Source organism: Streptomyces longispororuber (assembly GCF_014656095.1).
Lineage (GTDB): Bacteria > Actinomycetota > Actinomycetes > Streptomycetales > Streptomycetaceae > Streptomyces > Streptomyces longispororuber.
Genome location: NZ_BNBT01000022.1, coordinates 23,956 through 46,453, shown reverse-complemented (window position 1 = coordinate 46,453; position 22,498 = coordinate 23,956). Strand labels below are relative to the sequence as shown.

Here is a 22,498-nt window from a genome sequence, read left to right as displayed (position 1 = left end):
CCAATGATTAGCACTCGGCCCCCGCGAGTGCAAGGTCGCCCCCGGGGTCCGGGGGCTACTTCGCTCGGGGGTGCTGCCCTCGGGGGCGCCCGGCGGGGGCTTGCGCGCCCGGCGCGGTGGGGGTGGGCGTGTCCTGGCTCTGCCGCGCGCCTTGCCCGGGGCGTGTCCCGCGCGGGTCGCTGCCCTGCGGGGGCTTTCCCACCCGCCCGCCCGCCCGGGGCGGTGACCCTGCGCGGGGCGACGCTTCGCGCTGCGGGTCGGTGCCCTACGGGGCTTTCCCACCCGCCCACCCGTCCGGGGCGGTGACCCTGCGCGGGGCGACGCTTCGCGCTGCGGGTCGGTGCCCTGCGGGGCTTTCCCACCCGCCCGCCCGTCCGGGGCGGTGACCCGCGCGGGTCGACGCTTCCGCGCTGCGAGTCCGTGCCCTGCGGGGCCGTCCCGTCCGCCCGGGGCGGTGGCCCGCGCTAGGAGGCGCTTCGCGGCTGCGGGTCGGTGCCTTGCAGGGGCTTCCCAGCCGCGCGCGCTCGTCCCGGGCGGTGGCCGGTCGACCCTGCTGGGCCTATCCCGTCCGTCCGGGGCGGTGGGCCGTGTGGGTCAGCGTTCCGGTGCTGGGGGCGTTACGCGCGGGGCGCCGGCCGAGGGAACCGCTCGGGTCGTCGCTTCGTGTTGCGGAGCGAGGAGGCGGCGGGAAGTGTACGGGCCGAGCCGGTTCGACCGGGGGTCGACCACGGATCGATCCGCAGCCGACCACCGTCCATGGTTCACACCTTGTGGGCGAGGAGTTGGATCTCCTGGAACTGGCGCTGGTCGGTGGGGGCGGGTTCGATCACCGTGCGGGACGTCTGGGCCAGCCCGTGGTCGCGCAGCAGCGCGGCGAAGCGGTCGGGGCACCAGCGGTAGGCCGTGGTCACCGCGTGGTCGTACGCCTGGGTCTCGTACTCCGGGCCCTCGGTGGCGGGGAAGGAAATCAGCAGGTGCCCGCCCGGTGCCAGGACCCGGGCCATCTCCGCCAGGACGGCGGGCAGTTCCCCGGGCGGGGTGTGGATGACGGACCACCGCGAGAGCACCCCGCCCAGTACGCCGTCCTCGATGTCCAGCGCGGCCAATGAGCCGACCTCGAACCGCAGCCCGGGGTGCGCCTCGCGGGCCAGCTCGACCATCGCCGGGGAGCCGTCGACGCCGAAGGCGCTCAGGCCGAGCCCGTGCAGGTGCGCGGTGACGTACCCCGGCCCGCAGCCGAGGTCGGCCACCTCGGCGTCACCGTCGGCCCGTACCAACTCGGCGAAGGCACTCAGGAGGGCCCGCTCCAGGGGGCGGTCGCGCAGGGAGTCGCTGAACAGTCGCGCGTAGGTGACGGCGACGGCGTCGTAGGACTCACGGGTCACACGGAAGGTCTGCTCTTCAGTCACCGTGCGACCGTAATGCTTCTCTCCACTCCGGCGCCCGACCACCCCACGACGTCCACACCGGAGCCGCCCCCGCCTGTCCGTAAGCGGTCCTCCGCCTTCCCGGATGCGGTTCCCCGCCTTCCCGTAAGCGGTTCCCCACCCCTCCGGATGCGGTTCCACATGGCCGGGCGCGCAGCAGCGTGGCCCTCCACACCACACCCACACGCACCACATCAGCACCGAACCGCCAGGCGTCCCCACACGCACGGGCGGACGGAGCAGCACCACGGGCCCCGCACCGCACCCCGCCACCCCGTCATCCCGCATCCCGTCACCCGTGCCGGGCACCCACCCACAGCGCGCAGCGTCGGAGCCCGGCGGTCACAGCCGGGCCGCACGGGTGGGCGGGTGGGAAAGCACGATGGGCAACCATCCGCAGCGCGCAGCGTCGGGGCCCGGCGGGCACAGCCGGGGCAGCACGGGCGGGCGGGTGGGAAAGCCCCGCAGGCACCCACCCGCAGCGCTCCGCGTCGGGGCCGGGCAGGCACAGCCGGGGCAGCACGGGTGGGCGGGTGGGAGGCAAGGGCGCCGGGCCGCAGGGCCGGGGGCGGCCGGGTCCCGGGGACGGAGAGGGGCCCGCCCCCAGCCGGGGGGCGGGCCCAAGTCGCGCGGTGGCCGATCGCGTCAAGCCGCTCAGACGGTGACCTTGACCATGTCCGCCTGCGGACCCTTCTGGCCCTGCGAGATCTCGAACTCGACTCGCTGACCTTCCTCCAGGGTGCGGTAGCCGTCCATCTGGATCGCGCTGTAGTGGACGAAAACATCCGCACCACCGTCGACCGCGATGAAGCCGTATCCCTTCTCCGCGTTGAACCACTTGACGGTGCCCTGAGCCATGCCTAACTCCCCTATTACTGGCCCTTGCACAGGACCGCACTTCGCGGACCCGGGTCAGACCTCACCCCCCATGGGTTGGGGGTGTGCGCCGGAACGCGTCGACCGCGGCTGAATGTATCTGTCCAACTGCCGTCTGCAACAGGTCAATCGGACGAGAATTCTGGGCACGGCCGATCGCCGATATCCGGATAACTCAACGGAGTTCAGGGCAAGTCGGGCCGGGCAAAAGCCGCGTAGGGCTCAAATAGGCAGGGCACTTTGGCTACTTCTTGTCGGCTCCGCGGCCGACTTCCCGCACGCGCCGGGTACCGCCCGGCGCCAGAAACGAAGCTTCATTCCCAACTGTACCGCGATCAACCATGCAGAATTGCCCCCTCCGCTTCTCTCGCGGAGGGGGCAATCGCGGTAACTCGTCGTGACGGCGGGCGGTTTCGTATACGAAACGGCTACGAAACGGCTCCGCGGCGGACTCCCGGGAACGGCTCAGCCGCCCGCCACCGCCGGAATGATCGAGACGCCCGCGCCGTCGGGCGTCGCCGTTTCCAGGCCCTGCTCGAAACGGACGTCGTCGTCGTTGACGTACACGTTCACGAAGCGGCGCAGCTTGCCCTGGTCGTCGAGGACGCGGGCGGCGATGCCGGCGTGGTTCTTCTCCAGGTCGGCGATGACCTCGGCGAGGGTCGCGCCCTCGGCGGTGACCTCGGCCCGGCCATCGGTGTAGGTGCGCAGGATGGTGGGGATGCGGACGTTGACGCTCATACTCTTCACCTCGGGGGAGGACGGAGCGCCCCGGACGGGGCGCGGGGAACTACGCGGCCGGCCACGACCGGCCCGCGGGGGACAACAAGCGGCGAGCCGAACGGCACCGCCCGACGAAGGACCGCCCACCGGCGACCGACAACCGGCGACCGGCGACCGCCACCGCACCGGGCCGCGAGCCGTACGGACCCCCGTACGGACACCCGTGGGAACACCCGGCCAGGCACCCGGCGAGACGCCCGACGGAGGACCCGGCGACGGCGAGCCCCACGGCGCAGGGCGACGGCGAGCCGGGCGACCACACGCCGCGTGACAGCGACCGACGGCGAACCGGCCGACGCGAAGCAACCGCCGAAGGACCGCCCACCGGCCGACCGGCCGACGGCGACCGACCACCGCCGGACCGAACGCCACCGGACCGCGGGCACCAACACACCACAGGCACCCACAGGCCGCGGGCACCGACAGACCGGCCGCCACCACACCGCGGACACCGAGACGCCACGGACACCGAGCACCAGGCACCAGACACCGGACACCAACGCCCCCGCCGTACGCGGGCACCCGCACTGCGCCGGGCCCCGCGGGACTAACCCGCGAGCCCCGCCGCGCGGAACGCGTCCAGGCTCGGCCGGATCGTCGTCGTCGCCTGCGACGTCGGGGCGACCGCGTCCAGGGTCTTCAGGCCGTCGCCGGTGTTGAGGACGACCGTGGTGAGGGAGGGGTCGAGGAGGCCCGCCTCGATCAGCTTCCTCGTGACGCCGACCGTCACGCCGCCCGCGGTCTCGGCGAAGATGCCCTCCGTCCGGGCGAGCAGCTTGATGGCGTCGACGATCTGGGCGTCGTCGACGTCCTCGACGGCGCCGCCGGTGCGGCGGGCGATGTCCAGGACGTAGGGGCCGTCGGCCGGGTTGCCGATGGCGAGGGACTTGGCGATGGTGTCCGGCTTCTGCGGGCGCACCACGTCGTGGCCCGCCTTGTACGCCGCGGCGACCGGGGAACAGCCCGTCGCCTGGGCGCCGAAGATCTTGTACGGCTTGTCCTCGACGAGACCGAGCTTGATCAGCTCCTTCAGGCCCTTGTCGATCTTCGTGAGCTGCGAGCCTGAGGCGATCGGGACGACGAGCTGGTCCGGCAGTTGCCAGCCGAGCTGCTCGCAGATCTCGTAGGCGAGGGTCTTGGAGCCCTCGCCGTAGTACGGCCGCAGGTTCACGTTGACGAAGCCCCAGCCCTCGCCGAGCGGGTCGCCGATGAGCTCGGAGCAGAAGCGGTTCACGTCGTCGTACGTGCCCTCGATGCCGACGAGGTCGCCGCCGTAGACCGCGGCCATGACGACCTTGCCCTGCTCCAGGTCGTGCGGGATGAACACGCAGGAGCGGAAGCCCGCGCGGGCCGCGGCGGCGCCGACGGCGCCCGCGAGGTTGCCGGTGGAGGAGCAGGACAGGGTGGTGAAGCCGAACGCGCGCGCCGCCTCCAGGGCCTGCGCGACGACGCGGTCCTTGAAGGAGTGCGTGGGGTTGCCGGAGTCGTCCTTGACGAACAACTTGCCCTGCTCGACGCCGAGTTCGCGGGCCAGGTTGTCGGCCTGGACGAGCTTGGTCCAGCCCGGGTTGAGGTTCGGCTTGTCGGCGACGTCGGCGGGGACGGGCAGCAGCGGCGCGTACCGCCAGATGTTCGCGGGGCCGGACTCGATGGTCCTGCGCAGCGCCTCGGGGTCGCCCTCCGGCAGGTCGTACGCGACTTCGAGCGGGCCGAAACACTCGGCGCAGGCGAAGATCGGGCCGAGCGGGAAGAGCGTGCCGCACTCGCGGCAGGTGAGGCCGGACGCGGGACCGAGGTCGACGGCGGCGTCCGTACCGGCGGACGGCGCGGTACCCGTGGAGCCCGTGGACCCGGTGGAACCCTCGGAGGACGTGTCGGCAGGCGTGGAAGGGGTGGCGACGGTCTGCACAGCCATGGAGGCGAGGCCCTTTCTCCTCATCTTCCTCACGACGCATCTCGCCGTGAGACGGAATTGGCACCTTCCCTAGCCGGGAGCCTCGCGGTGCGCCGATGGCGTCGTACGAGACCGACTGGAGGGTTGCCGGGGCTTCAACGGGCCGTGTCCCTCTGCCCCTCTGGATGAGCGGTATGTGGTTGTGGTGCCGGGCGTCAGGAACGCCCGGGACGGCCGGGGACCCCGACATGCGATGGTCACCGGCGTTGTTCAAGACTGTAACCGAAGCCCTGGACCGTTGAGATAGTCGTCCGAACCGCGAGATGGGTCACACCGGACGGCCAAGAGGAGGAGTGGCGCGTGCTGGAAGAGGTCGAGCGCTGGCTGAGCAGGCGTTCCTGGGCGGTCGCCGACCGCCCCCTGGACCGCCTCGCCGCCGCGAAGCTGGCGGCGGGCACCACGGTGAGCGTCGTGCTGCCCGCGCTCGACGAGGAGCGGACGGTCGGTGAGATCGTCGCCGAGATCCGCCGCGAGCTGGTCGAGCGGACACCGCTCGTGGACGAGCTCGTGGTGGTGGACTCCGGCTCGCGGGACCGCACGGCGGAGGTGGCGCGCGCCGCGGGCGCCCGGGTCGTGCGCCGGGACGACGTCCTTCCGCGCCTGCCCGCCGTGCCCGGCAAGGGCGAGGTCCTGTGGCGGTCACTCCTCGTGACGAGCGGCGACGTGGTGGCGTTCGTCGACGCCGACCTGAAGGAGTTCTCGGCCGACTTCGTGACCGGCATCGTCGGCCCGCTGCTCACCGAGCCCGACGTGCAGTTCGTGAAGGCGATGTACGACCGTCCGCTGACGGTCTCCGACGGCTCCGAGACCCCCGGCGACGAGGCCTCGGGCGCGACGGCGGGCCAGGGCGGCCGGGTCACCGAGCTGATGGCGCGCCCGCTGCTGAACATGCACTGGCCGCAGCTCGCGGGCTTCGTCCAGCCCCTCGGCGGCGAGTACGCGGCCCGCAGGTCGCTCCTGGAGCGGCTGCCGTTCCCGGTCGGGTACGGCGTGGAGCTGGGGCTGCTCGTGGACGCGCTGCACACCGTGGGCCTGGACGCGCTCGCCCAGGTCGACGTCGGGGTGCGCCGGCACCGGCACCAGGACGGGCAGGCGCTGGGCCGCATGGCCGCGGCGATCTACCGCACGGCCCAGCTCCGGCTCGCCCGCGGCCACCTGGTACGGCCCGAGCTGACGCAGTTCGTCCGGGGGGCGTCCGGGTTCGAGCCGCGGACGTACGCGGTGGACACGGAGGAGCGGCCGCCGATGGCGGGGATCGAGGAGTACGTGACCCGCCACGCGGCCTGACCGGGGCCTTCGCCCAGATGCCCGCGGGGCCTGGGGCCCCGCCCTCCGCCGCCTCCGGCGTCCCTGGCATCCCCGGTGCCCCGTCGGCCGCCCGTAGGTCCCGCAGGTCCCGTCCGTGGCGGCCCGTACCCCCCGCCCCACGGCGGTGGTGGGAACCGGTCACTGTTCCGGGTGGCGCAGCCGGTCGTACGCCTGCGCGTTTACGGACGACCGGTACCGGCTAGGTTCGATTCCATGGTTTCCGCACACGCCGACGCCGCCCAAGTTCTCGTCGCGTCCAATCGCGGCCCCGTCTCGTACGCCGTTGGGGAGGACGGCGAGCTGACCGCCAAACGGGGCGGCGGCGGCCTCGTCTCCGGCCTCAGCGCCATCGGCGACGAGGCCAACGCGCTCTGGGTGTGCTCCGCGCTCGGCGACGGCGACCGCGAGGCGGTGCGGCGCGGGGTCGGTGAGCCCGGTGTCCGCATGCTGGACATCGACGCCGAGACGCACGCGGCCGCGTACAACGGCATCGCCAACTCGGTGCTGTGGTTCGTGCACCACATGCTCTACCAGACGCCCCTGGAGCCGGAGTTCGGACCGGAGTTCCGGGAGCAGTGGGCCGCCTACGAGCGGTACAACCAGGCCTTCGCGCGGGCCCTCGCGGAGAGCGCGGCGCCCGGCGCCGCGGTGCTCGTACAGGACTACCACCTGACCCTCGTGCCCGGCATGCTCCGCGAGCTCCGCGACGACCTGCGCATCGGGCACTTCTCGCACACGCCGTGGGCGCCCGCCGACTACTTCCGCATGCTGCCCGACGACGTCGCCGAGCAGATCCTGCGCGGCATGCTCGGCGCGGACCGGCTCGGCTTCCTCACCGGCCGGTGGGCGGACGCGTTCACGGACTGCTGCGTACGCCTCGTCGGCGGTACGACGGGCACGCGCGTGGGGGTGCACGGGCTCGGGGCCGACGCGGACTTCCTGCGGGAGCGGTCGCGCCGGGACGACGTGGAGGAACGCCTCGCCACCCTGCGCGAGCAGATCGGGCCGGACCGGAAGGTCATCGTCCGTGTGGACCGCACCGAGCTGTCCAAGAACATCGTCCGGGGGCTGCGCGCGTACGAGCTGCTGCTCGAGGAGCGGCCGGAGTGGCGTGAGCGGGTGGTGCACGTGGCGTTCGCCTACCCGTCGCGGCAGGACCTCGCGGTGTACCGCGACTACACGGCCGAGGTCTCGCGGGTCGCGGAGCGCATCAACGAGCGCTTCGGCACGGCCGGGTGGACGCCGGTGGTCCTGCACGTCAAGGACGACTTCGCGCGGTCCCTCGCCGCGTACCGGCTCGCCGACGTGGCGCTGGTCAACCCCATCCGGGACGGGATGAACCTCGTCGCCAAGGAGGTGCCGGTCGTCTCCGACGAGGGGTGTGCGCTGGTGCTGTCGCGGGAGGCCGGGGCGTACGAGGAGCTCTGCGAGGACGCGATCGGGGTGAACCCGTACGACACCGTGGGCACGGCTCGGGCCCTCCACCAGGCCCTGTCGCTCCCCTCCGGGGAGAGGGCGGAGCGGAGCAAGCGGCTGGCTGCTGCGGCTACGGCGTTGCCTCCGGCGCGGTGGTTCCTGGACCAGCTCACCGCCCTCGGGGAGGGGCGGGCCTGAGGGTCTCGCCGACCCGGGGCTCTCCCGCCCACCCACCCGTGCCACCCCGGCTTTCGCCCGCCCGGCCCCGGCGCGGAGCGCTGCGGCTGGGTGCCCGCCGTGCCCGCCGCTGCCGCGGCGGGTTTCTCCCACCCGCCCACCCGTGCCTGCCCCGGCTTTCGCCTGCCCGGCCCCGACGCGGAGCGGTGCCGCTGCGTGCCCGTCGGTGCGGGGCGGGCCGCGTGGCCGTGGGCGCGTGCTCGGAAGGACGGTCGTGGGCGGGTGTCGGAGGGCGCGGTTAGTGTGGGGGGTATGAGCGAGGGGTCCGTGTCGGGGAGTGGGTTGTCCGCGCGGGCGCGGGCCGTGCTCGCGCTGGAGCGGCGGAACTGGAGCGGGCCCGGGGCCAAGGAGCGGGCCATACGCGAGGAGCTCGGCCTGGCCCCGGTCCGCTACTACCAGCTCCTCAACGCCCTGCTCGACGACGCGCGCGCCCTCGCCCACGACCCCGTCACCGTGAACCGGCTCCGCCGCGTCCGCGAGGCGCGCCGCGCCGAGCGCTGACGTTAGGGTCGGGACCATGGGTGACGACCTGACGCATTCCCTGCCCGAGCCGACCAGCGCCGCGGGGCGCGACGGCCTCGCCGCGATCCTGGCCCGGCCCGAACGAGCCGTGATCGCCCTCGACTTCGACGGCACGCTCGCCCCCATCGTGGCGGACCCCGAACAGGCCCGCGCGCACCCCGAGGCCGTGCCCGCGCTCGCCGCGCTCGCGCCGAAGGTGCGTTCCGTCGCGGTGGTCACCGGCCGCCCGGCGGGCGTGGCCGTCCGCCACGGCGGGTTCGCGGGCGTGCCCGGCCTCGACCACCTCGTCGTACTCGGGCACTACGGCGCCGAGCGCTGGGACGCGGTCACCGGCACGGTGCAGGCGGCCGAACCGCACCCCGGTGTCGCCGCCGTACGGGCCGAACTGCCGGGATTCCTCGACGGGATCGGGGCGTGGCGGGGTACGTGGATCGAGGAGAAGGGGCGGGCCCTCGCCGTGCACACGCGCCGCGCTGAGGACCCGCAAGCGGCCTTCGACGCCCTGAGCGAGCCACTGGCCGGACTGGCCCGACGCCATGGGCTCATCGTGGAGCCGGGCCGCATGGTGCTGGAGCTGCGCCCGCCGGGCGTGGACAAGGGGGTGGCCCTCACCGAGTACGTACGGGAGGTGGGGGCGGAGGCGGTGCTGTACGCCGGGGACGACCTCGGGGACCTGCCCGCCTTCGCGGCGGTGGAGAAGCTGCGGGCGGACGGCGGGGTGCCCGGGCTCCTGGTGTGCAGCGGCAGCGCGGAGGTCGCGGAGCTCACGTCCCGAGCCGACCTGGTGGTCCCCGGCCCCGCCGGAGTGGTCTCCCTCCTCACCACCCTGACGACCCGCCTGCCCTGACCCGCTCCCTCGGCCCCGGCCTCCCACCTGTCTGTCCGACCGCTGCCAACGAGAAACCCGACAACGCACGGCGCAGCGCCCCGCGCCGCACCCCGGCAGGAGAAAGCCGGGGCAGGCACGGGTGGGCGGGTGGGAGAAACCCGCCGCGACAGCGGCGGGCACCGAGGGCGCCACCCGCAGCGCCCCGCGCCGGACCCCGGCAGCCGAAAGCCGGAGCAGGCACGGGTGGGTGGGTGGGAGAAACCCGCCGCGGTAGCGGCGGGCACGGCGGGCACCCAGCCGCAGCGCTCCGCGCCGGGGCCCGGCGGGCGAAAGCCGGGGAGCCACGGGTGGGCGGGAGGGAGGGAAAGCCCCCGCCCCCGCCCGGCAGGGCTACTGCGCTGCCTCCTCCGCCGCCGCCTTCGTCTCGATCTGCGACAGAATGGCCTGAGGATCCCCGTTGGGATCCACGGTCTTGCCGATGTACTCCTTGATCTGCACGGACACCTGCGCCCACGAGGTCTTGCCCACGGGGTAGAGCTGCGAGGTCGGCAGCTCCTCCAGGAAGCCGCCCAGCCGCTTCGCGTCCTTCTTGTCGGCGGCCATGTCCTGGGACGCCGAGGTCGTCACCGGCAGCAGGTCGTACTCGCGGGAGAAGGCGAGCACGTTCTCCTTCGAGTAGACGAAGTCGAGGAACGTGCCGATCTCCTTGCGGTGGCCGTTCTGCTTGAAGGCCATCATCCAGTCGGCGACGCCCATGGTGGCCTGCGTCTTGCCGTTGACGCCGGGCATGGGGACCATGCCGTACTTCAGGTCCTTCTTGGCGGCCATCTTCATCAGCGTGGGGTGGCCGTTGAGCATGCCGACCTCGCCGCGCGCGAACGCCGCGAACGCCTCGGCGCGGTTGAGCTTGCCGGGCGGCGTCGGCCCGGTCAGGCCCTTGCCGACCAGCTCGTCCTTCAGCCAGGTGAACGTCTGCACGTTCTGCTTGGAGTCGATGTCGTACGAGCCGACGTTGTCGGTGTAGCCGCCGCCCCCGCTGAGCATCCACTGGTAGGTCTCGGCCTGGGCCTCCTCCTTGCCGAGCGGCAGCGCGTACGGGTACTTCACGCCGCGCGCCTTGAGCTTCTTCGCGGCGGCCTGGAGCTCGTTCCAGTTCTCCGGCGGGGTGATGCCGGCGCTCTTGAAGAGCTTCTCGTTGTAGAAGAGCAGCCGCGTCGACGCGGCGAACGGCATGCCGTACTGGACGCGCTGGACCAGGCCCGCCTTCGCCAGCGGCGCGAGGAAGTCGGCCTGGGTGGGGATGGAGAGCACGTCGTCGGCGCTGTACAGCTTGTCCTGCGCCGCGTAGTCGGCGTACGCGCCGATCTGCGCGAGGTCGGGCGCCTCGTCGGCCGCGACCATCTCCTTGACCTTGCGGTCGACGTCCGTCCAGGGCAGGACGTCCACGTCGACCTTGATGTCGGGGTGCTCGGCCTCGAACTTCTCGACCAGCTCGCCCCAGTACTTCTTGGAGGTGTTGGCCGCCGAGTCGCCGTAGTCCGCCGCCACGAGCTTGAGGGTCACCTCGTCCGACCCGCCCGATCCGCCGCACCCGGCGAGCAGCGCCGCCATGCCCAGTGCGGTCACCGCCGCTGTCAGCCCTGTCACGCGCCGCTGCACCGCTGTCTTCCCACCCTTGCTCGACGTACTGAAACCGCGAGTCTCCCCCGCGTCAACAGGCGAGGTCCACACCACCCGAGTATCACTTCCGCAACGGCGGCCCCTGTCGCCGGGGCCCCTCTTCCCCGCACCGCTCCCGCGCGCACTGGACTAGACCTCTTGCCGGTCACACGCGACACTGTTCCCCGTGAGACATGTCATCGCCCTGGACGTGGGCGGCACCGGAATGAAGGCCGCCCTGGTCGGGGCGGACGGGGCGCTGCTGCACGAGGCCCGTCGCCCGACCGGGCGGGAGCGCGGCGCGGCGGCCGTGGTCCAGTCGATCGTGGACTTCGCCGCGGACCTGCGGGCGCACGGCGAGGCCCACTTCGGGGAGCCCGCCGCCGCGGCGGGCGTCGCGGTGCCCGGCATCGTCGACGCCGAGCGCGGCGTGGCGGTGTACGCGGCGAACCTCGGCTGGACCGACGTACCGCTGCGCGACCTGCTCGGCGCCCGCCTCGGCGGCGTCCCGGTGGCGCTCGGCCACGACGTGCGCACCGGCGGCCTCGCCGAGGGCCGCGTCGGCGCGGGCAAGGACTCGCGGCGGTTCCTGTTCGTGCCGCTCGGCACGGGCATCGCGGGCGCCATCGGCATCGACGGCGTCATCGAGCCCGGCGCGCACGGCTCGGCCGGCGAAATCGGCCACATCGTCGTCCGCCCCGGCGGCCCGCCCTGCGGCTGCGGCCAGCGCGGCTGCCTGGAGCGGCTCGCCTCCGCCTCCGCGGTGACCGCGGCGTGGGCCGAGGCCAGTGGGGACCCGGCCGCGGACGCCGCCGACTGCGCGAAGGCGGTGCGCTCCGGCGACCCGCGCGCCACCGAGGTGTGGCAGCACGCGGTGGACGCGCTCGCCGACGGCCTGCTGACCGCCCTGACCCTCCTGGACCCCGACACGCTGATCATCGGCGGCGGGCTCGCGGAGGCCGGGGACACGCTGTTCACGCCGCTGCGCGCGGCCGTCGCGGACCGCGTGGTGCGGTTCCAGACGCTGCCCGCGATCGTCCCCGCCGCGCTCGGCGACGCGGCGGGCTGCCTGGGCGCGGGCCTGCTCGCCTGGGACCTGCTCACGCCGGAGGGCGCCCGTACCGATACATCCAGCACGCCCATCGACACGCCGTCGGCCGCCGACGGCTCGACGACCCCACGGAGGTAACCACCTGATGGCCACTAGCAAGGTTCTCGCCGGTGCCCAGGTGGTACTGCCCACCGGGACCGTCCACCGGGGCCGGGTCGTCGTCGACGGCACGCGCATCGCGGGCAGCGCCCCCGCGGACGCCGAGACGGTCGACCTGACGGGCCACTGGCTGGTCCCCGGCTTCGTCGACATGCACAACCACGGCGGCGGGGGCGCGTCCTTCACCAACGGCACCGTCGAGGACGTCCTGCACGGCGTCCGCACGCACCGCCTGCACGGCACCACCACCCTCGTCTCCTCCACCGTCACCGGCGAGATGGACGCGCTCGCGCAGCGCGCGGGCCTGCTCTCGGAGCTGGCCGAGCAGGGCGACATCGCGGGCATCCACTTCGAGGGCCCGTTCATCTCGCCGTGCCGCAAGGGCGCGCACAGCGAGGCGCTGCTGCGCCACCCGGACCCGGCGGAGGTCCGCAAGCTGCTCGACGCGGCCCGCGGCCGGGCGAAGATGGTCACCCTCGCCACCGAACTCCCCGGCGGCATCGACTCCGTACGCCTGCTCGCCGAGCACGGCGTGATCGCCGCGATCGGCCACACCGACGCCACGTACGAGCAGACGGTGGAGGCCATCGACGCGGGCGCCACGGTGGCCACGCACCTGTACAACGCGATGCCGGGCCTCGGCCACCGGGTGCCCGGGCCCATCGCCGCGCTCCTGGAGGACGAGCGGGTCACCGTCGAGCTGATCGACGACGGCACGCATCTGCACCCCGCCTCCTTCCAGTTCGCCTTCCACCACGCCGGTGCCGACCGGGTCGCGCTCATCACGGACGCGATGGACGCGGCGGGCTTCGGCGACGGCACGTACCGCCTGGGCCCGCTGGAGGTCGTGGTGTCGGACGGCGTCGCGCGGCTCGCCGAGGGCGGCTCGATCGCGGGCTCCACGCTCACCCTGGACCGCGCGTTCCAGCGCGCCGTGACGGTCGACGGGCTGTCCGTCGAGGACGTCGTCACCGCGATCTCCGTGACCCCGGCGAAGCGGCTCGGGATCTACGACACCGTGGGCTCCCTGGAGCCCGGCAAGGACGCCGACGTCGTCGTCCTGGACGCGGACTTCGCCCTCAAGGGCGTGCTCCGCAAGGGCGAGTGGGTCGTCGACCCGACCTGAGGCACGCGCTCCGGCACGGTCCGGCCGCCGGTCCGGTGCACTCCGGCGCGATCCGGCGCGGTCCGGCGCGATCCTGTCGTCCACCGAGGCGGTTGGCCCCCGAGGTCTGGGCCAACCGCCTTCTTTTTGGCATGATCAGGCCCCGAACGACATACACAAGAGGCGGATCGTGCGTCCCGGATCTGCGTTCTCGGGGGTGAACCAGTGATCATCACGGTCACGCTCAACGCCGCCCTGGACCTCACGTACACGGTCCCGTCCCTCACGCCCCACGCCACCCACCGCGTCACCGAGGTGGCCGAACGGCCGGGCGGCAAGGGCGTGAACGTGGCCCGGGTGCTCGCCGCGCTCGGCCACGCGGTGACGGTGACCGGCTTCGCGGGCGGCGCCACCGGCGGCACCCTCCGCGACCACCTCGCGCGCACCCCCGGCGTCACCGACGCGCTGTGCGCCGTCGCGGGCGCGACCCGCCGCACCCTCGCCGTCGTGGACGCCCGCACCGGCGACACCACCCAGCTCAACGAGCCGGGCCCGACCGTCACGCCCGACGAGTGGGCCGCCTTCCTCGACGCGTACGACGCGCTGGTGCGGGGCGCGGGGGTGGCGGCGGTCGCCCTGTGCGGCAGCCTGCCGCCCGGGGTGCCGGTGGGCGCCTACGCCCTCCTCGTGCGGGCGGCGCGGGCCGCGGGCGTGCCCGTCCTGCTCGACACCAGCGGGGAGCCGCTGCGGCGGGGGGTGGCCGCGCGGCCCGACGTCGTGAAGCCCAACGCCGAGGAGCTGGCCGAGCTGACCGGTGCCCACGAGCCGTCCCGGGCCACGCGGGACGCCCGGCGGCGGGGCGCGCACGCCGTGGTCGCCTCCCTCGGCGCGGAGGGACTGCTGGCCGTCACGCCCGAGGGGACGTGGCGGGCCGTGCCGCCGGGGGTGGTGCGCGGCAATCCGACCGGGGCGGGGGACTCGGCCGTGGCCGGGCTGCTCTCCGGGCTCGTCGAGGGGTTGTCCTGGCCGGACCGGCTGGCCCGGGCGGTCGCCCTCTCGGCCGCGACGGTCGCCGCCCGCACGGCGGGCGAATACGACCCCCGCGCGTACGCGGACACCCTCCCCAAGGTCACCCTCACCCCGTCCTGACCCACGCGGGGCGCCCCAGACCCGCCCCTTCCCGAAACCGGTGGCTGGCCGCCCCCGGGCCCCCGCCCTGTTCGTCTGGGGCTCCGCCCCTCTCCCCCGCATCGGCGCTCCGCGCCTCGTCCTCAAACGCCGGACGGGCTGGAATCTCCTCGCGCGGCGGACAGTCTCAGCCCGTCCGGCGTTTGCGGACGAGGCCGCCAGGCCGATGAAAGGGCGGGCGGGTGGGAAAACGTCCGGCGCGGAGCACTTCAGCCCGTCCGGCGTTTGAGGACGAGCGCGTCAGCGCGATTCTCCCGGGGGAGCAGGGGGCCGAGCCCCCGGTCAGCCCTTGGCCAGGCGGAACTGGTCGAGGTTGGCGCCGCAGTGGTTGCCCTCCTCGCACGCCAGCGCGAGCGTATTGGTGCCCTTGTTGAGCCGCACCAACGCCCACGTCGACGTCCAGCCCTTCGCCCAGTCGCCCTTCCCGGCGCGGGCGAAGTTGTCCATCCGCAGCGGGCGCGACTCCTTGGTGCCGTTGACGACGACGGTGGCGTCCGCGTCCTCGCCGGGCACCCCGTACGTCACCCACAGCTTGTACGTGCCGCTCTTGGGCACCCCGTGGACGGTCCACGTCACCCGGGCCCCGACCTTGTCGAACCCGGCGACGTACACCCCGCCGGAGGACTCGGCGCCCTCGACGTCGGAGGCCGTCGTGGTGCCGCCCTCCAGCTTGAGGGCCTTGGCGTCGGTCTCGGGCAGCTCGACCTTCTTGTCGGGCTTGTCCTTCTTCTTGGACGGGCCGGGCGTCGGCTCCGCGGACTCGCTCTGGCGCGTGGCGGGCCCCGCCTTGTTGTCCTCGCCGTCGTCGTCCGGGCCGGTCAGCATGGCCGCGCCGATGCCGAGCGCCACCACGGCGACGACCGCGACGGCGCCGATCAGCAGGCCCTTGGTGTTGGGGCCGCGGCCGCGGCCCGCCGGGGGCGCGGGCGGCACCTGGCGGATGGGGGCGGTGACGCCCGGCTGCGCCTCGGGGGCGGCGTAGTGCGCGCTGGGCACGCCGTGGCCCTGCTGCTGCGGGGGGTAGCCGTAGCCGGACGGGGCCGCGGGGGCCTGCGGCGGGTAGCCGTAGCCCGACTGCGGCCGCTGCGCCTGCTGCCCGTACTGCCGCTCGCCCACCGCGCGCACCTGGTGGTACGAGGACCGGGGTCCGGGGTAGCCGTAGCCGCCGCCGGAGGGCGGCGTCGCACCGGACGCCTGGCCGTCGGCGTACAGGTAGCCGAAGGGGTCGTCGTCGCCCTGTGGCGCGCTCGGCGTCTGCTCGCCGTTGTTGCCGGGCGTCATTCGCAGGTCACTCCCTCGCATCGCGGATGCGGGCGAGCCTACCCGTTCCGGAGGGCCGCCCAAGGTGCTGTCGCCGTCTGGCAGTTCCCCGGCCGGGGGTCACCCGGCCCGTCGGTGCTGCTTGGCACGGGAACGTTTCTCGACGTACATCCGCTGGTCGGCGGAGTGCAACACCTCGTCCGCCGACATGCCGCAGTGGGCCCAGCCGATGCCGAAGCTGGCGCCCACGCGCACCGCGCGGCCCTCGACCCGGATCGGCGGGATGATCGCGTTCCGCAGCCGTACCGCGAGGTCCTGCGCGTCGGCCCGGCCGAGTCCGTCGGCGAGGACCACGAACTCGTCGCCGCCGAGCCGTGCCACGGTGTCGCCGTCCCGAACGCCGCTGGTCAGCCGCCGGGCGACCTCGATGAGGACGGCGTCGCCCGTGTGGTGCCCGAAGCGGTCGTTGATGGACTTGAAGCCGTCGAGGTCGCAGAAGAGGACGGCGAGTCCCTTCGTGCCGTCGTCGGCCTCGTGGTCGTCGGGCGGGGCGACGGTGTGCACGTGGTGGTCGTAGTCCCCGTGGGGTCCTGGCGCCGGGACGTGCCCGTGGCCGTTCACGTGGCCGGTCGCGTGACCGGCGGCGTACAGCCCGCTGTGGTCGTAGGCCGCGTCGAGCGAGTCCACCGGGGACGGCTGGCCCGCGTGCGGCCGGCGACAGAGACGGGCGCTGAGGCGGGCGCGCAGCTCCGCGGAGTTGGGCAGGCCGGTGAGCGAGTCGTGCGAGGCGCGGTGGGCGAGCTGGAGCTCGCGCCGCTTGCGCTCCTCGATGTCCTCGACGTGCGTGAGCAGGAACCGGGGCCCGTCCGCGGCGTCCGCGACGACGGAGTTGCGCAGCGAGACCCAGACGTACGTGCCGTCGCGGCGGCCGAAGCGCAGCTCGGCCCGGCCGCCCTCGGCGGAGGTCCGCAGCAGGGTGCCGATGTCCTCGGGGTGGACCAGGTCGGAGAAGGAGTAGCGCCGCATCTGGGAGGCCGGGCGGCCGAGGAGGCGGCAGAGCGCGTCGTTGGTGCGCAGGATGCGGCCGTGCTGGTCGCCGCCCATCTCGGCGATGGCCATACCGCTCGGCGCGTACTCGAAGGCCTGCCGGAAGGACTCCTCGCTGGCCCGCAGCGCCTGCTGCTCGCGCTCCAGGCGCACCAGGGCCCGCTGCATGTTGGCCCGCAGCCGGGCGTTGCTGATGGCGATGGCGGCCTGGAAGGCGTACATCTGCAGGGCCTCGCGGCCCCAGGCGCCGGGCCTGCGGCCGTTGCGCGGCCGGTCCACGGAGATCACGCCGATCAGTTCGCCGCCGGAGGCGCCGGTGGCGTACATGGGCGCGAAGAGCCGGTCGGAGGGGTGCCACTCGTCCTCGAAGCGCGGCTCGGGGCCCTCGGTGTACCACTGCGGCACGTCGTCGTCGTCGAGGACCCAGCCCTCGGTGTGCGGGATGAAGCGCAGGGCGCCCCAGGCCTCGCCCATGCTCAGCCGGCGGTCCCAGGACTCGCGGGAGCCGACCCGGCCGGTGATGAGGGCCTCGGCGGCGGGGTTGCCCGCGAAGGCGGCGACGACCAGGTCGCCGTCCGGGCGTACGAGGTTGACGCACGCCAGCTCATAGCCAAGGCCGTTCACCACGCCGTCGGCGACGGTCTGCAGCGTGTCCGCGAGGCTGCGGGCCGTGTTGAGGTCCGCCACCACCTGATGGAGCTGCCGCAGGGTCGCAAGACGGACGTACGGCTCCGACTCGGTCTCCATGCTCGCTCTCCCCGAGACCTCGACAGCAACTCCAGGATCCGCAGCGTCCTCAGTGTCCGTTGATCGCTGACTCTTCGTGACTCTTCCCGCTTCGTACGGCTCGTACCTCTTTGTACTTCTCCGTACGGTGCTGTACTTCCGTGCCCTCAGCGACTGTCTGATGGCCACGGTCACTGAATCACAGCGAGCTGCCCACTCGGTACACAGGGTCAACAAAATATGGGTCCTGTGACTCAAGTCACAGGTGAGAAGGCCTGTTTGAGTCCGGAATTTGAGGGTCCATTGAGCTAATGGGGCGTCCGGGAGCGGATGCCGGGGGCGCGCGGAGGTCCTAGGTCCCCGCCCTAGGTCCCGTCTCGGCCCCGGGGCCGATGTGGAGGGTGTTGCTCCGCGGCTAGCGTCAGTCGTGTGGTTGCCGATCCGTCCCTGAGCACACAGACCCCGCCGGTCTCGTCCACCCCTCATCCTGTGGGGGTGAGCAACGACGAGTTCCGCGCCGCCATGTCCCGCCTGGCCGCGGGCGTGGTCCTGGTGACGGCGCACGAGCCCCCGCTGGATCCGGACGACCCCGCGGCGCCGGCCGGCGAGGACGTGGGCATGACGGCCACCGCGTTCCTGTCGGTCTCCCTGGACCCGCCCCTGGTCATGGTGAGCCTGCGCACGGGCTCGCGCATGGACGACCTGCTCGCCGAGCAGCCCCTGTGGGCGGTGTCGGTCCTCGCCGAGAGCCAGCGCCACATCGCGGGCCGCTTCGCCATGAAGGGCCGCGTCAGCGACCGGCTGCTCTTCGCGGACATCCCGTACGCGCGCGGCCGGGAGTCCGGCGCGCCGCTGGTGGGCGGCGCGCTGGCCACCCTGGAGTGCCGTACGGAGCAGACGGTGGCGGCGGGCGACCACACGCTGGTGATCGGCCGCGTCCTGGCGGCCGCGCTGCCGAGCGCCGAGGGCGGGCCGCTGCTGTACTTCCGGGGGCGGTACCGGCAGCTCGGGTAGGGCGGGGTCCTGGCCGGGCGGGCGGCGTGTGGCGGTTGGGTGCGCCGCCCGGGTGCGGGACCGTGGCAGGGCGAGGGGTGCGTGCGCTACGGGTGCGCTACTGCCAGTCCTTGCGGCCGCGGCCCTGCTTGGTCTCCGCGCGGCGCTTCTTCTCCCGCAGCCGCCGCTCGTTGATCCCGCGCGGGACGCGCGTGGGCCGCCGCGGCTTGGGCGGCGGCGCCGTGGCCTCCGCGAGCAGCGCGGCGAGCCGGACGGCCGCCGCCTCGCGGTTGCGCCACTGGGAGCGGTGCTCGCTCGCCCGGACGGTGAGCACGCCGTCGACGAGCCGGGACGCGAGCCGCTCCAGGGCCCGCTGCTTCCACACCTCGGGCAGGGCGTCCGTTCGCGCCAGGTCGAAGCGGAGCTCGACCTGCGAGTCGCTGGTGTTGACGTGCTGCCCGCCGGGCCCGGAGGACCGCGAGAAACGCCACATGAGCTCGGCCTCCGGCAGGGAGACCGAGCCGCGGATGACGTGTTCGCGACCGGACATGGGTCCTATGATCCCGCGCCCGCGCGGCGGGCGACACCGGTTTTCCGCCACCGCCGACACCACCCTCGACACATCACGGTAAAGAACGTAAAGAACGCGGACCGCATGTGGAACCTTCGGTACCCCCGTCGGCGTTCATAAGGGTGCCGGTAGCTTCGCCCCCAGAGCGGAGCCGGAATGCAAGGCGACTAGGGAAGGGACTCCCCACAATGGCTGTAAGCCTGTCCAAGGGCGGCAACGTCTCCCTCACCAAGGAGGCACCGGGCCTGACCGCCGTCACGGTCGGCCTCGGCTGGGACGTCCGCACCACCACGGGTACCGACTTCGACCTGGACGCCTCCGCGATCGCGGTGAACGGCCAGGGCAAGGTCTACTCCGACCAGCACTTCGTCTTCTTCAACAACAAGGCCACGCCGGACCAGACCATCGTGCACACCGGTGACAACGTCACCGGCCAGGGCGAGGGCGACGACGAGCAGATCAACGTCAACCTCGCCGGTCTGCCCGCCGAGATCGAGAAGATCGTCTTCCCGGTCTCGATCTACGACGCGGAGAACCGCTCGCAGAACTTCGGCCAGGTCCGCAACGCGTTCATCCGCATCGTGAACCAGGCCGGCGGCGCCGAGATCGCCCGCTACGACCTCTCCGAGGACGCCGCCACGGAGACCGCCATGGTCTTCGGCGAGCTGTACCGCAACGGCGCGGAGTGGAAGTTCCGCGCCGTCGGCCAGGGTTACGCCTCGGGCCTGGTCGGCATCGCCCAGGACTTCGGCGTCAACGTCTGAGACGGCGCCGGGCGGTAGCCCGGTGGGCCCCGGCCGGTGCGCCACCGGCCGGGGCCTTCGCGTACGCGCGTACGTCCGTACGGGGGCGAGGGCGCGGCCGGGGAACTTCCGCGGGGCCGGGCGGCGTTGCCAGCACGACGTGCGAACGCGCACGACGTGCGCACGCGCACGGCCGACGGACGACGACACAGGCAGAAGCCGAGGTGGCACGGATGGCTATGTGGGACCGGATCAAAGACCAGGCCAAGAACCTCCAGCAGGCGCAGGGCGGGCGGAGCTCCGGCGGGCACGGCGCGCCCGGTGGCGGGCACGGCGCGCCGGGCGGCGGGTCCAAGGGGTCGAAGGCCCAGCTCGTCGGCCTGCTCAAGTCCCAGCTCACGTCGTTGAAGTCGGAGCTGAAGAGCGGCGCCTACCGCGACGCGAGCATGGCGATGTGCGCCCTGGTGGCGGCGGCCGACGGCACGGTCGACCCGGCCGAGCGCCAGCACGTGGAGTCCCTGATCCTGCAGAACGACGTCCTGCAGAACTTCCCGCCGGACCAGCTCCGGCAGCGGTTCAACAAGCACGTCGACGTGCTGGCCGTCAACTTCCAGCAGGGCAAGGCGGAGGCGATGCAGGAGATCGCCAAGGCCGCGAAGAAGCCCGCCGAGGCCCGGGCGGTCGTGCAGACCGGCTTCGTCGTCGCCGGGGCGGACGGGTACGTGGCCCCGACCGAGGAGCAGGTCCTGCGGGAGGCGTGCGCGGCGCTCGGCGTGTCGCCGCAGGAGTTCGGCCTCTGAGCTTGGCCTCTGAGCGCGGACTCTAAGGCTTGGCCTTGAGGCTGGTCTCCCGGCGTCTGTAGCGCGCTTGAGCCTGCGGTCCCGTAGCAAGCCTGCGCCTGTGCCTGCGTCCGTAGCGCGCCGTCCCTCGCGTCCGTAGCGCGCCTTCTCCCGCGTCCCTGGTGGCGCGGGGGGAGGCGCGCTTTGCGGTTTCCCGGCTGCCACCCGGGGTCATGGGTCCCCGGTCCCCGATCCCCGGGCCCCTGGTGTCGTCGTTCCCTACTATTCTGGTTTCCGTAATAGACGGTGAAGCGGAGGAGCGACGCGGTGGCATCACACCCGGCCCCCTACGCGGCGGCCCACGGGGCGCCGGCCTGGACCCGGGCGGCCCTGCCGCTCTGCCTCCTCGGGCTCCTCGACAGCGAGGCCAAGAGCTACGGGTACGCCCTGCTCAGCCGCCTCGCCGACGCGGGGCTCACCGGCGTGAGGCCAGCCGCCCTCTACCCCGCCCTGAGCCGCCTCGAAGAGGAGGGCGCCGTCGCGATCGAGTGGGGCGCGGGGGAAGGGGGGCCCGGGCGCAAGTACTACCGGATCACCGAGGCCGGGCGGCAGCGGCTGCGGGCGGAGCGGGCCGCGTGGCAGGCCTTCACCGCCACGGTCGCCGTCCTGGCCGGCGGTGCGGGGGGTGAGGAGCAGCCGTGACCACAGCGCAGCGGGCATCCCGGAAGCGCGGGCTCCGTTGGGACCGCGAGGAGGACACCGACTGGGCGGCGACCGTGGAGGCGCACCTCGCGTTCGACCACGACGCGCCCGCCGGGCTCGCCGACGACGTCCTCGCCGAGGTGCACGAGCTGGTGCGCGAGGAGGGGCGCCCCGCCCGGGACCTCTTCGGCGCGCCGGAGGCGTACGCGCGGGCCGTCGCCGAGGAGCGGATCGGCGAGGAGTACCGGGCCCGGACCGACACCCACGGCCTGACGCCGGGCGGGCGGCTGCGCGCCGCGTTCGGCACGCTCGGGGTGGTCGGCGCCGTGCTGTCCGTCCTGACCTGGGTGGACGACGGGCTGTGGGTCGACGTGAGCCCGCCCGCCGTCGCGTTCTACGCCACCGTCGTCGCCGCCGTCGGCCTCGTCGCCGTGGCCGTCGCGGCGCGGTCCGCCGGGCGGCTCAAGGGGGCGTACGCCTTCGTCGCAGGGGTGCCCGTCGTCGTCGCGGCCGGTGCCGGGGTGGGTGCGGCCGTGCCCGAGGGGCGGCTGGGCGCCGTGCCGGTGCCGGTCCTGCTGGCCGGGTGCGTGGCGTGGGTCGTGGGGGCCTTCGCCGTGCCGGAGCGCGTGGTCGACCGGTGGTTCGCGGCGCGCCCGCCGGCGGGCGGTGACGACGCGTGGTTCGCCCGCCTCGACGGGCTGCTGCGCGGGCGGCACGGCATGACGGCGGCGGAGGCGCGCGGCCATGTGCGCGAGGCCCGCCAGCACCTGGCCGCCGGGCCGCCCGGGGACCACGCGGCCGACGTCTTCGGCGACGTGGAGGTCTACGCCCTCCGGCTCTCCGACGGCCCCCGCGGGAAGCAGCGCGCGGCCCGTCGCAAGGCGTACGGCTCGCTGCTGCTGCTCGCCGTGGTCACCGTGCTGTTCGTGGACGAGGTGGTGGCCTCGGGCGGGTCCGTCGACTTCTGGCTCGCGGCGTACCTCGGCGCGGCGGGCAGCCTGGTCTGGTCGGCGGTCGGCGAGTGGCGCGCGAGCCGCGGCAGGGGTCCGGTCGGGCCCGGCGCCCCGGGCCGGGAGGGGCTTGGCGCTCCGGGCCGGGAGGGGCCTGGCCCTCCGGGCCGGGAGGGGCCTGGCCCTCCGGGCCGGGAGGGGCCTGGCCCTCCG

At 73.8% G+C, this 22,498-nt stretch carries 20 protein-coding genes and 1 riboswitch; of the genes, 12 read left to right on the top strand and 8 right to left on the bottom strand.

Annotated features, from left to right (window positions below):
- Positions 1–761: 761 nt before the first annotated feature.
- The 4 genes from IE330_RS10515 to thrC form a co-directional block, all read right to left on the bottom strand.
- Entirely contained in the window at positions 762–1,409 is a 648-nt protein-coding gene (locus IE330_RS10515) for a class I SAM-dependent DNA methyltransferase (RefSeq protein ID WP_229925541.1), read from the bottom strand.
- 672 nt (positions 1,410–2,081) lie between these two features.
- Positions 2,082–2,285 (bottom strand): cold-shock protein, encoded by a 204-nt coding sequence (locus IE330_RS10510; protein ID WP_190135646.1) that lies wholly within the window; start codon positions 2,283–2,285, stop codon positions 2,082–2,084.
- 483 nt (positions 2,286–2,768) lie between these two features.
- The gene (locus IE330_RS10505; RefSeq protein WP_190135645.1) at positions 2,769–3,044 is read right to left on the bottom strand and encodes a MoaD/ThiS family protein; all 276 of its coding nucleotides are present in this window, start codon (positions 3,042–3,044) and stop codon (positions 2,769–2,771) included.
- A 589-nt stretch (positions 3,045–3,633) separates the two neighbouring features.
- On the bottom strand, positions 3,634–5,025 hold the full coding sequence (gene thrC, locus IE330_RS10500; protein WP_190135644.1) for a threonine synthase: 1,392 nt from the start codon (positions 5,023–5,025) through the stop codon (positions 3,634–3,636).
- A riboswitch (SAM riboswitch) is annotated at positions 5,019–5,172 on the bottom strand. (Overlaps the previous gene by 7 nt.)
- A 168-nt stretch (positions 5,173–5,340) precedes the next feature.
- Between thrC and IE330_RS10495 the strand changes: the two genes are divergently transcribed.
- The 4 genes from IE330_RS10495 to otsB all read left to right on the top strand — a co-directional run bounded on the left by IE330_RS10495 (position 5,341) and on the right by otsB (position 9,370).
- A complete protein-coding gene (locus IE330_RS10495) occupies positions 5,341–6,327 on the top strand; it encodes a glucosyl-3-phosphoglycerate synthase (RefSeq protein WP_190135643.1) in 987 nt (328 codons plus the stop codon).
- A gap of 234 nt (positions 6,328–6,561) precedes the next feature.
- Positions 6,562–7,962 (top strand): alpha,alpha-trehalose-phosphate synthase (UDP-forming), encoded by a 1,401-nt coding sequence (locus IE330_RS10490; protein ID WP_190135642.1) that lies wholly within the window; start codon positions 6,562–6,564, stop codon positions 7,960–7,962.
- A 291-nt stretch (positions 7,963–8,253) separates the two neighbouring features.
- Positions 8,254–8,502: a DUF3263 domain-containing protein gene (locus tag IE330_RS10485; protein WP_190135641.1), complete on the top strand. Its 249-nt coding sequence runs from the start codon at positions 8,254–8,256 to the stop codon at positions 8,500–8,502.
- A gap of 16 nt (positions 8,503–8,518) precedes the next feature.
- On the top strand, positions 8,519–9,370 hold the full coding sequence (otsB, locus tag IE330_RS10480; protein WP_190135640.1) for a trehalose-phosphatase: 852 nt from the start codon (positions 8,519–8,521) through the stop codon (positions 9,368–9,370).
- Positions 9,371–9,742: 372 nt separating this feature from the next.
- Here the strand turns inward: otsB and IE330_RS10475 are convergent, their stop codons facing one another.
- Positions 9,743–11,011, bottom strand: a complete 1,269-nt coding sequence (locus tag IE330_RS10475; RefSeq protein WP_444546228.1) for an ABC transporter substrate-binding protein — start codon at positions 11,009–11,011, stop codon at positions 9,743–9,745.
- A gap of 187 nt (positions 11,012–11,198) precedes the next feature.
- Between IE330_RS10475 and IE330_RS10470 the strand changes: the two genes are divergently transcribed.
- The 3 genes from IE330_RS10470 (at position 11,199) to IE330_RS10460 (ending at position 14,475) form a co-directional block, all read left to right on the top strand.
- Positions 11,199–12,200, top strand: coding sequence for an ROK family protein (locus tag IE330_RS10470; protein WP_229925540.1), 1,002 nt, complete (start codon positions 11,199–11,201; stop codon positions 12,198–12,200).
- 7 nt (positions 12,201–12,207) lie between these two features.
- The gene (gene nagA / locus IE330_RS10465; protein WP_190135639.1) at positions 12,208–13,347 is read left to right on the top strand and encodes an N-acetylglucosamine-6-phosphate deacetylase; all 1,140 of its coding nucleotides are present in this window, start codon (positions 12,208–12,210) and stop codon (positions 13,345–13,347) included.
- A 204-nt stretch (positions 13,348–13,551) separates the two neighbouring features.
- Positions 13,552–14,475, top strand: coding sequence for a 1-phosphofructokinase family hexose kinase (locus tag IE330_RS10460; RefSeq protein WP_190135638.1), 924 nt, complete (start codon positions 13,552–13,554; stop codon positions 14,473–14,475).
- 321 nt (positions 14,476–14,796) lie between these two features.
- Here the strand turns inward: IE330_RS10460 and IE330_RS10455 are convergent, their stop codons facing one another.
- Positions 14,797–15,795 (bottom strand): CBM35 domain-containing protein, encoded by a 999-nt coding sequence (locus IE330_RS10455; RefSeq protein WP_190135637.1) that lies wholly within the window; start codon positions 15,793–15,795, stop codon positions 14,797–14,799.
- A 99-nt stretch (positions 15,796–15,894) separates the two neighbouring features.
- Positions 15,895–17,568, bottom strand: coding sequence for a diguanylate cyclase CdgB (cdgB, locus tag IE330_RS10450; protein ID WP_190135636.1), 1,674 nt, complete (start codon positions 17,566–17,568; stop codon positions 15,895–15,897).
- A gap of 408 nt (positions 17,569–17,976) precedes the next feature.
- On the opposite strand from cdgB, the gene IE330_RS10445 reads away from it, so the two are divergent.
- The gene (locus tag IE330_RS10445; RefSeq protein ID WP_373314614.1) at positions 17,977–18,561 is read left to right on the top strand and encodes a flavin reductase family protein; all 585 of its coding nucleotides are present in this window, start codon (positions 17,977–17,979) and stop codon (positions 18,559–18,561) included.
- A gap of 97 nt (positions 18,562–18,658) precedes the next feature.
- Here IE330_RS10445 and arfB read toward each other — a convergent pair whose 3' ends face one another.
- Positions 18,659–19,090, bottom strand: coding sequence for an alternative ribosome rescue aminoacyl-tRNA hydrolase ArfB (gene arfB, locus IE330_RS10440; protein WP_373314613.1), 432 nt, complete (start codon positions 19,088–19,090; stop codon positions 18,659–18,661).
- 209 nt (positions 19,091–19,299) lie between these two features.
- Here arfB and IE330_RS10435 point away from each other — a divergent pair, with 209 nt between their 5' ends.
- From IE330_RS10435 to IE330_RS10420, 4 genes are all read left to right on the top strand, one after another.
- The gene (locus tag IE330_RS10435) at positions 19,300–19,875 is read left to right on the top strand and encodes a TerD family protein (RefSeq protein ID WP_190135634.1); all 576 of its coding nucleotides are present in this window, start codon (positions 19,300–19,302) and stop codon (positions 19,873–19,875) included.
- Positions 19,876–20,087: 212 nt separating this feature from the next.
- Positions 20,088–20,654 carry a tellurite resistance TerB family protein gene (locus IE330_RS10430; protein WP_190135633.1) on the top strand — a complete coding sequence of 189 codons (567 nt, stop codon included), beginning with the start codon at positions 20,088–20,090 and terminating at the stop codon, positions 20,652–20,654.
- 306 nt (positions 20,655–20,960) lie between these two features.
- Positions 20,961–21,335 carry a PadR family transcriptional regulator gene (locus IE330_RS10425; protein ID WP_229925539.1) on the top strand — a complete coding sequence of 125 codons (375 nt, stop codon included), beginning with the start codon at positions 20,961–20,963 and terminating at the stop codon, positions 21,333–21,335.
- A partial coding sequence (locus tag IE330_RS10420) for a hypothetical protein (protein ID WP_229925538.1) occupies positions 21,332–22,498 on the top strand: 1,167 nt, incomplete at its 3' end. The genes IE330_RS10425 and IE330_RS10420, both read left to right, overlap by 4 nt.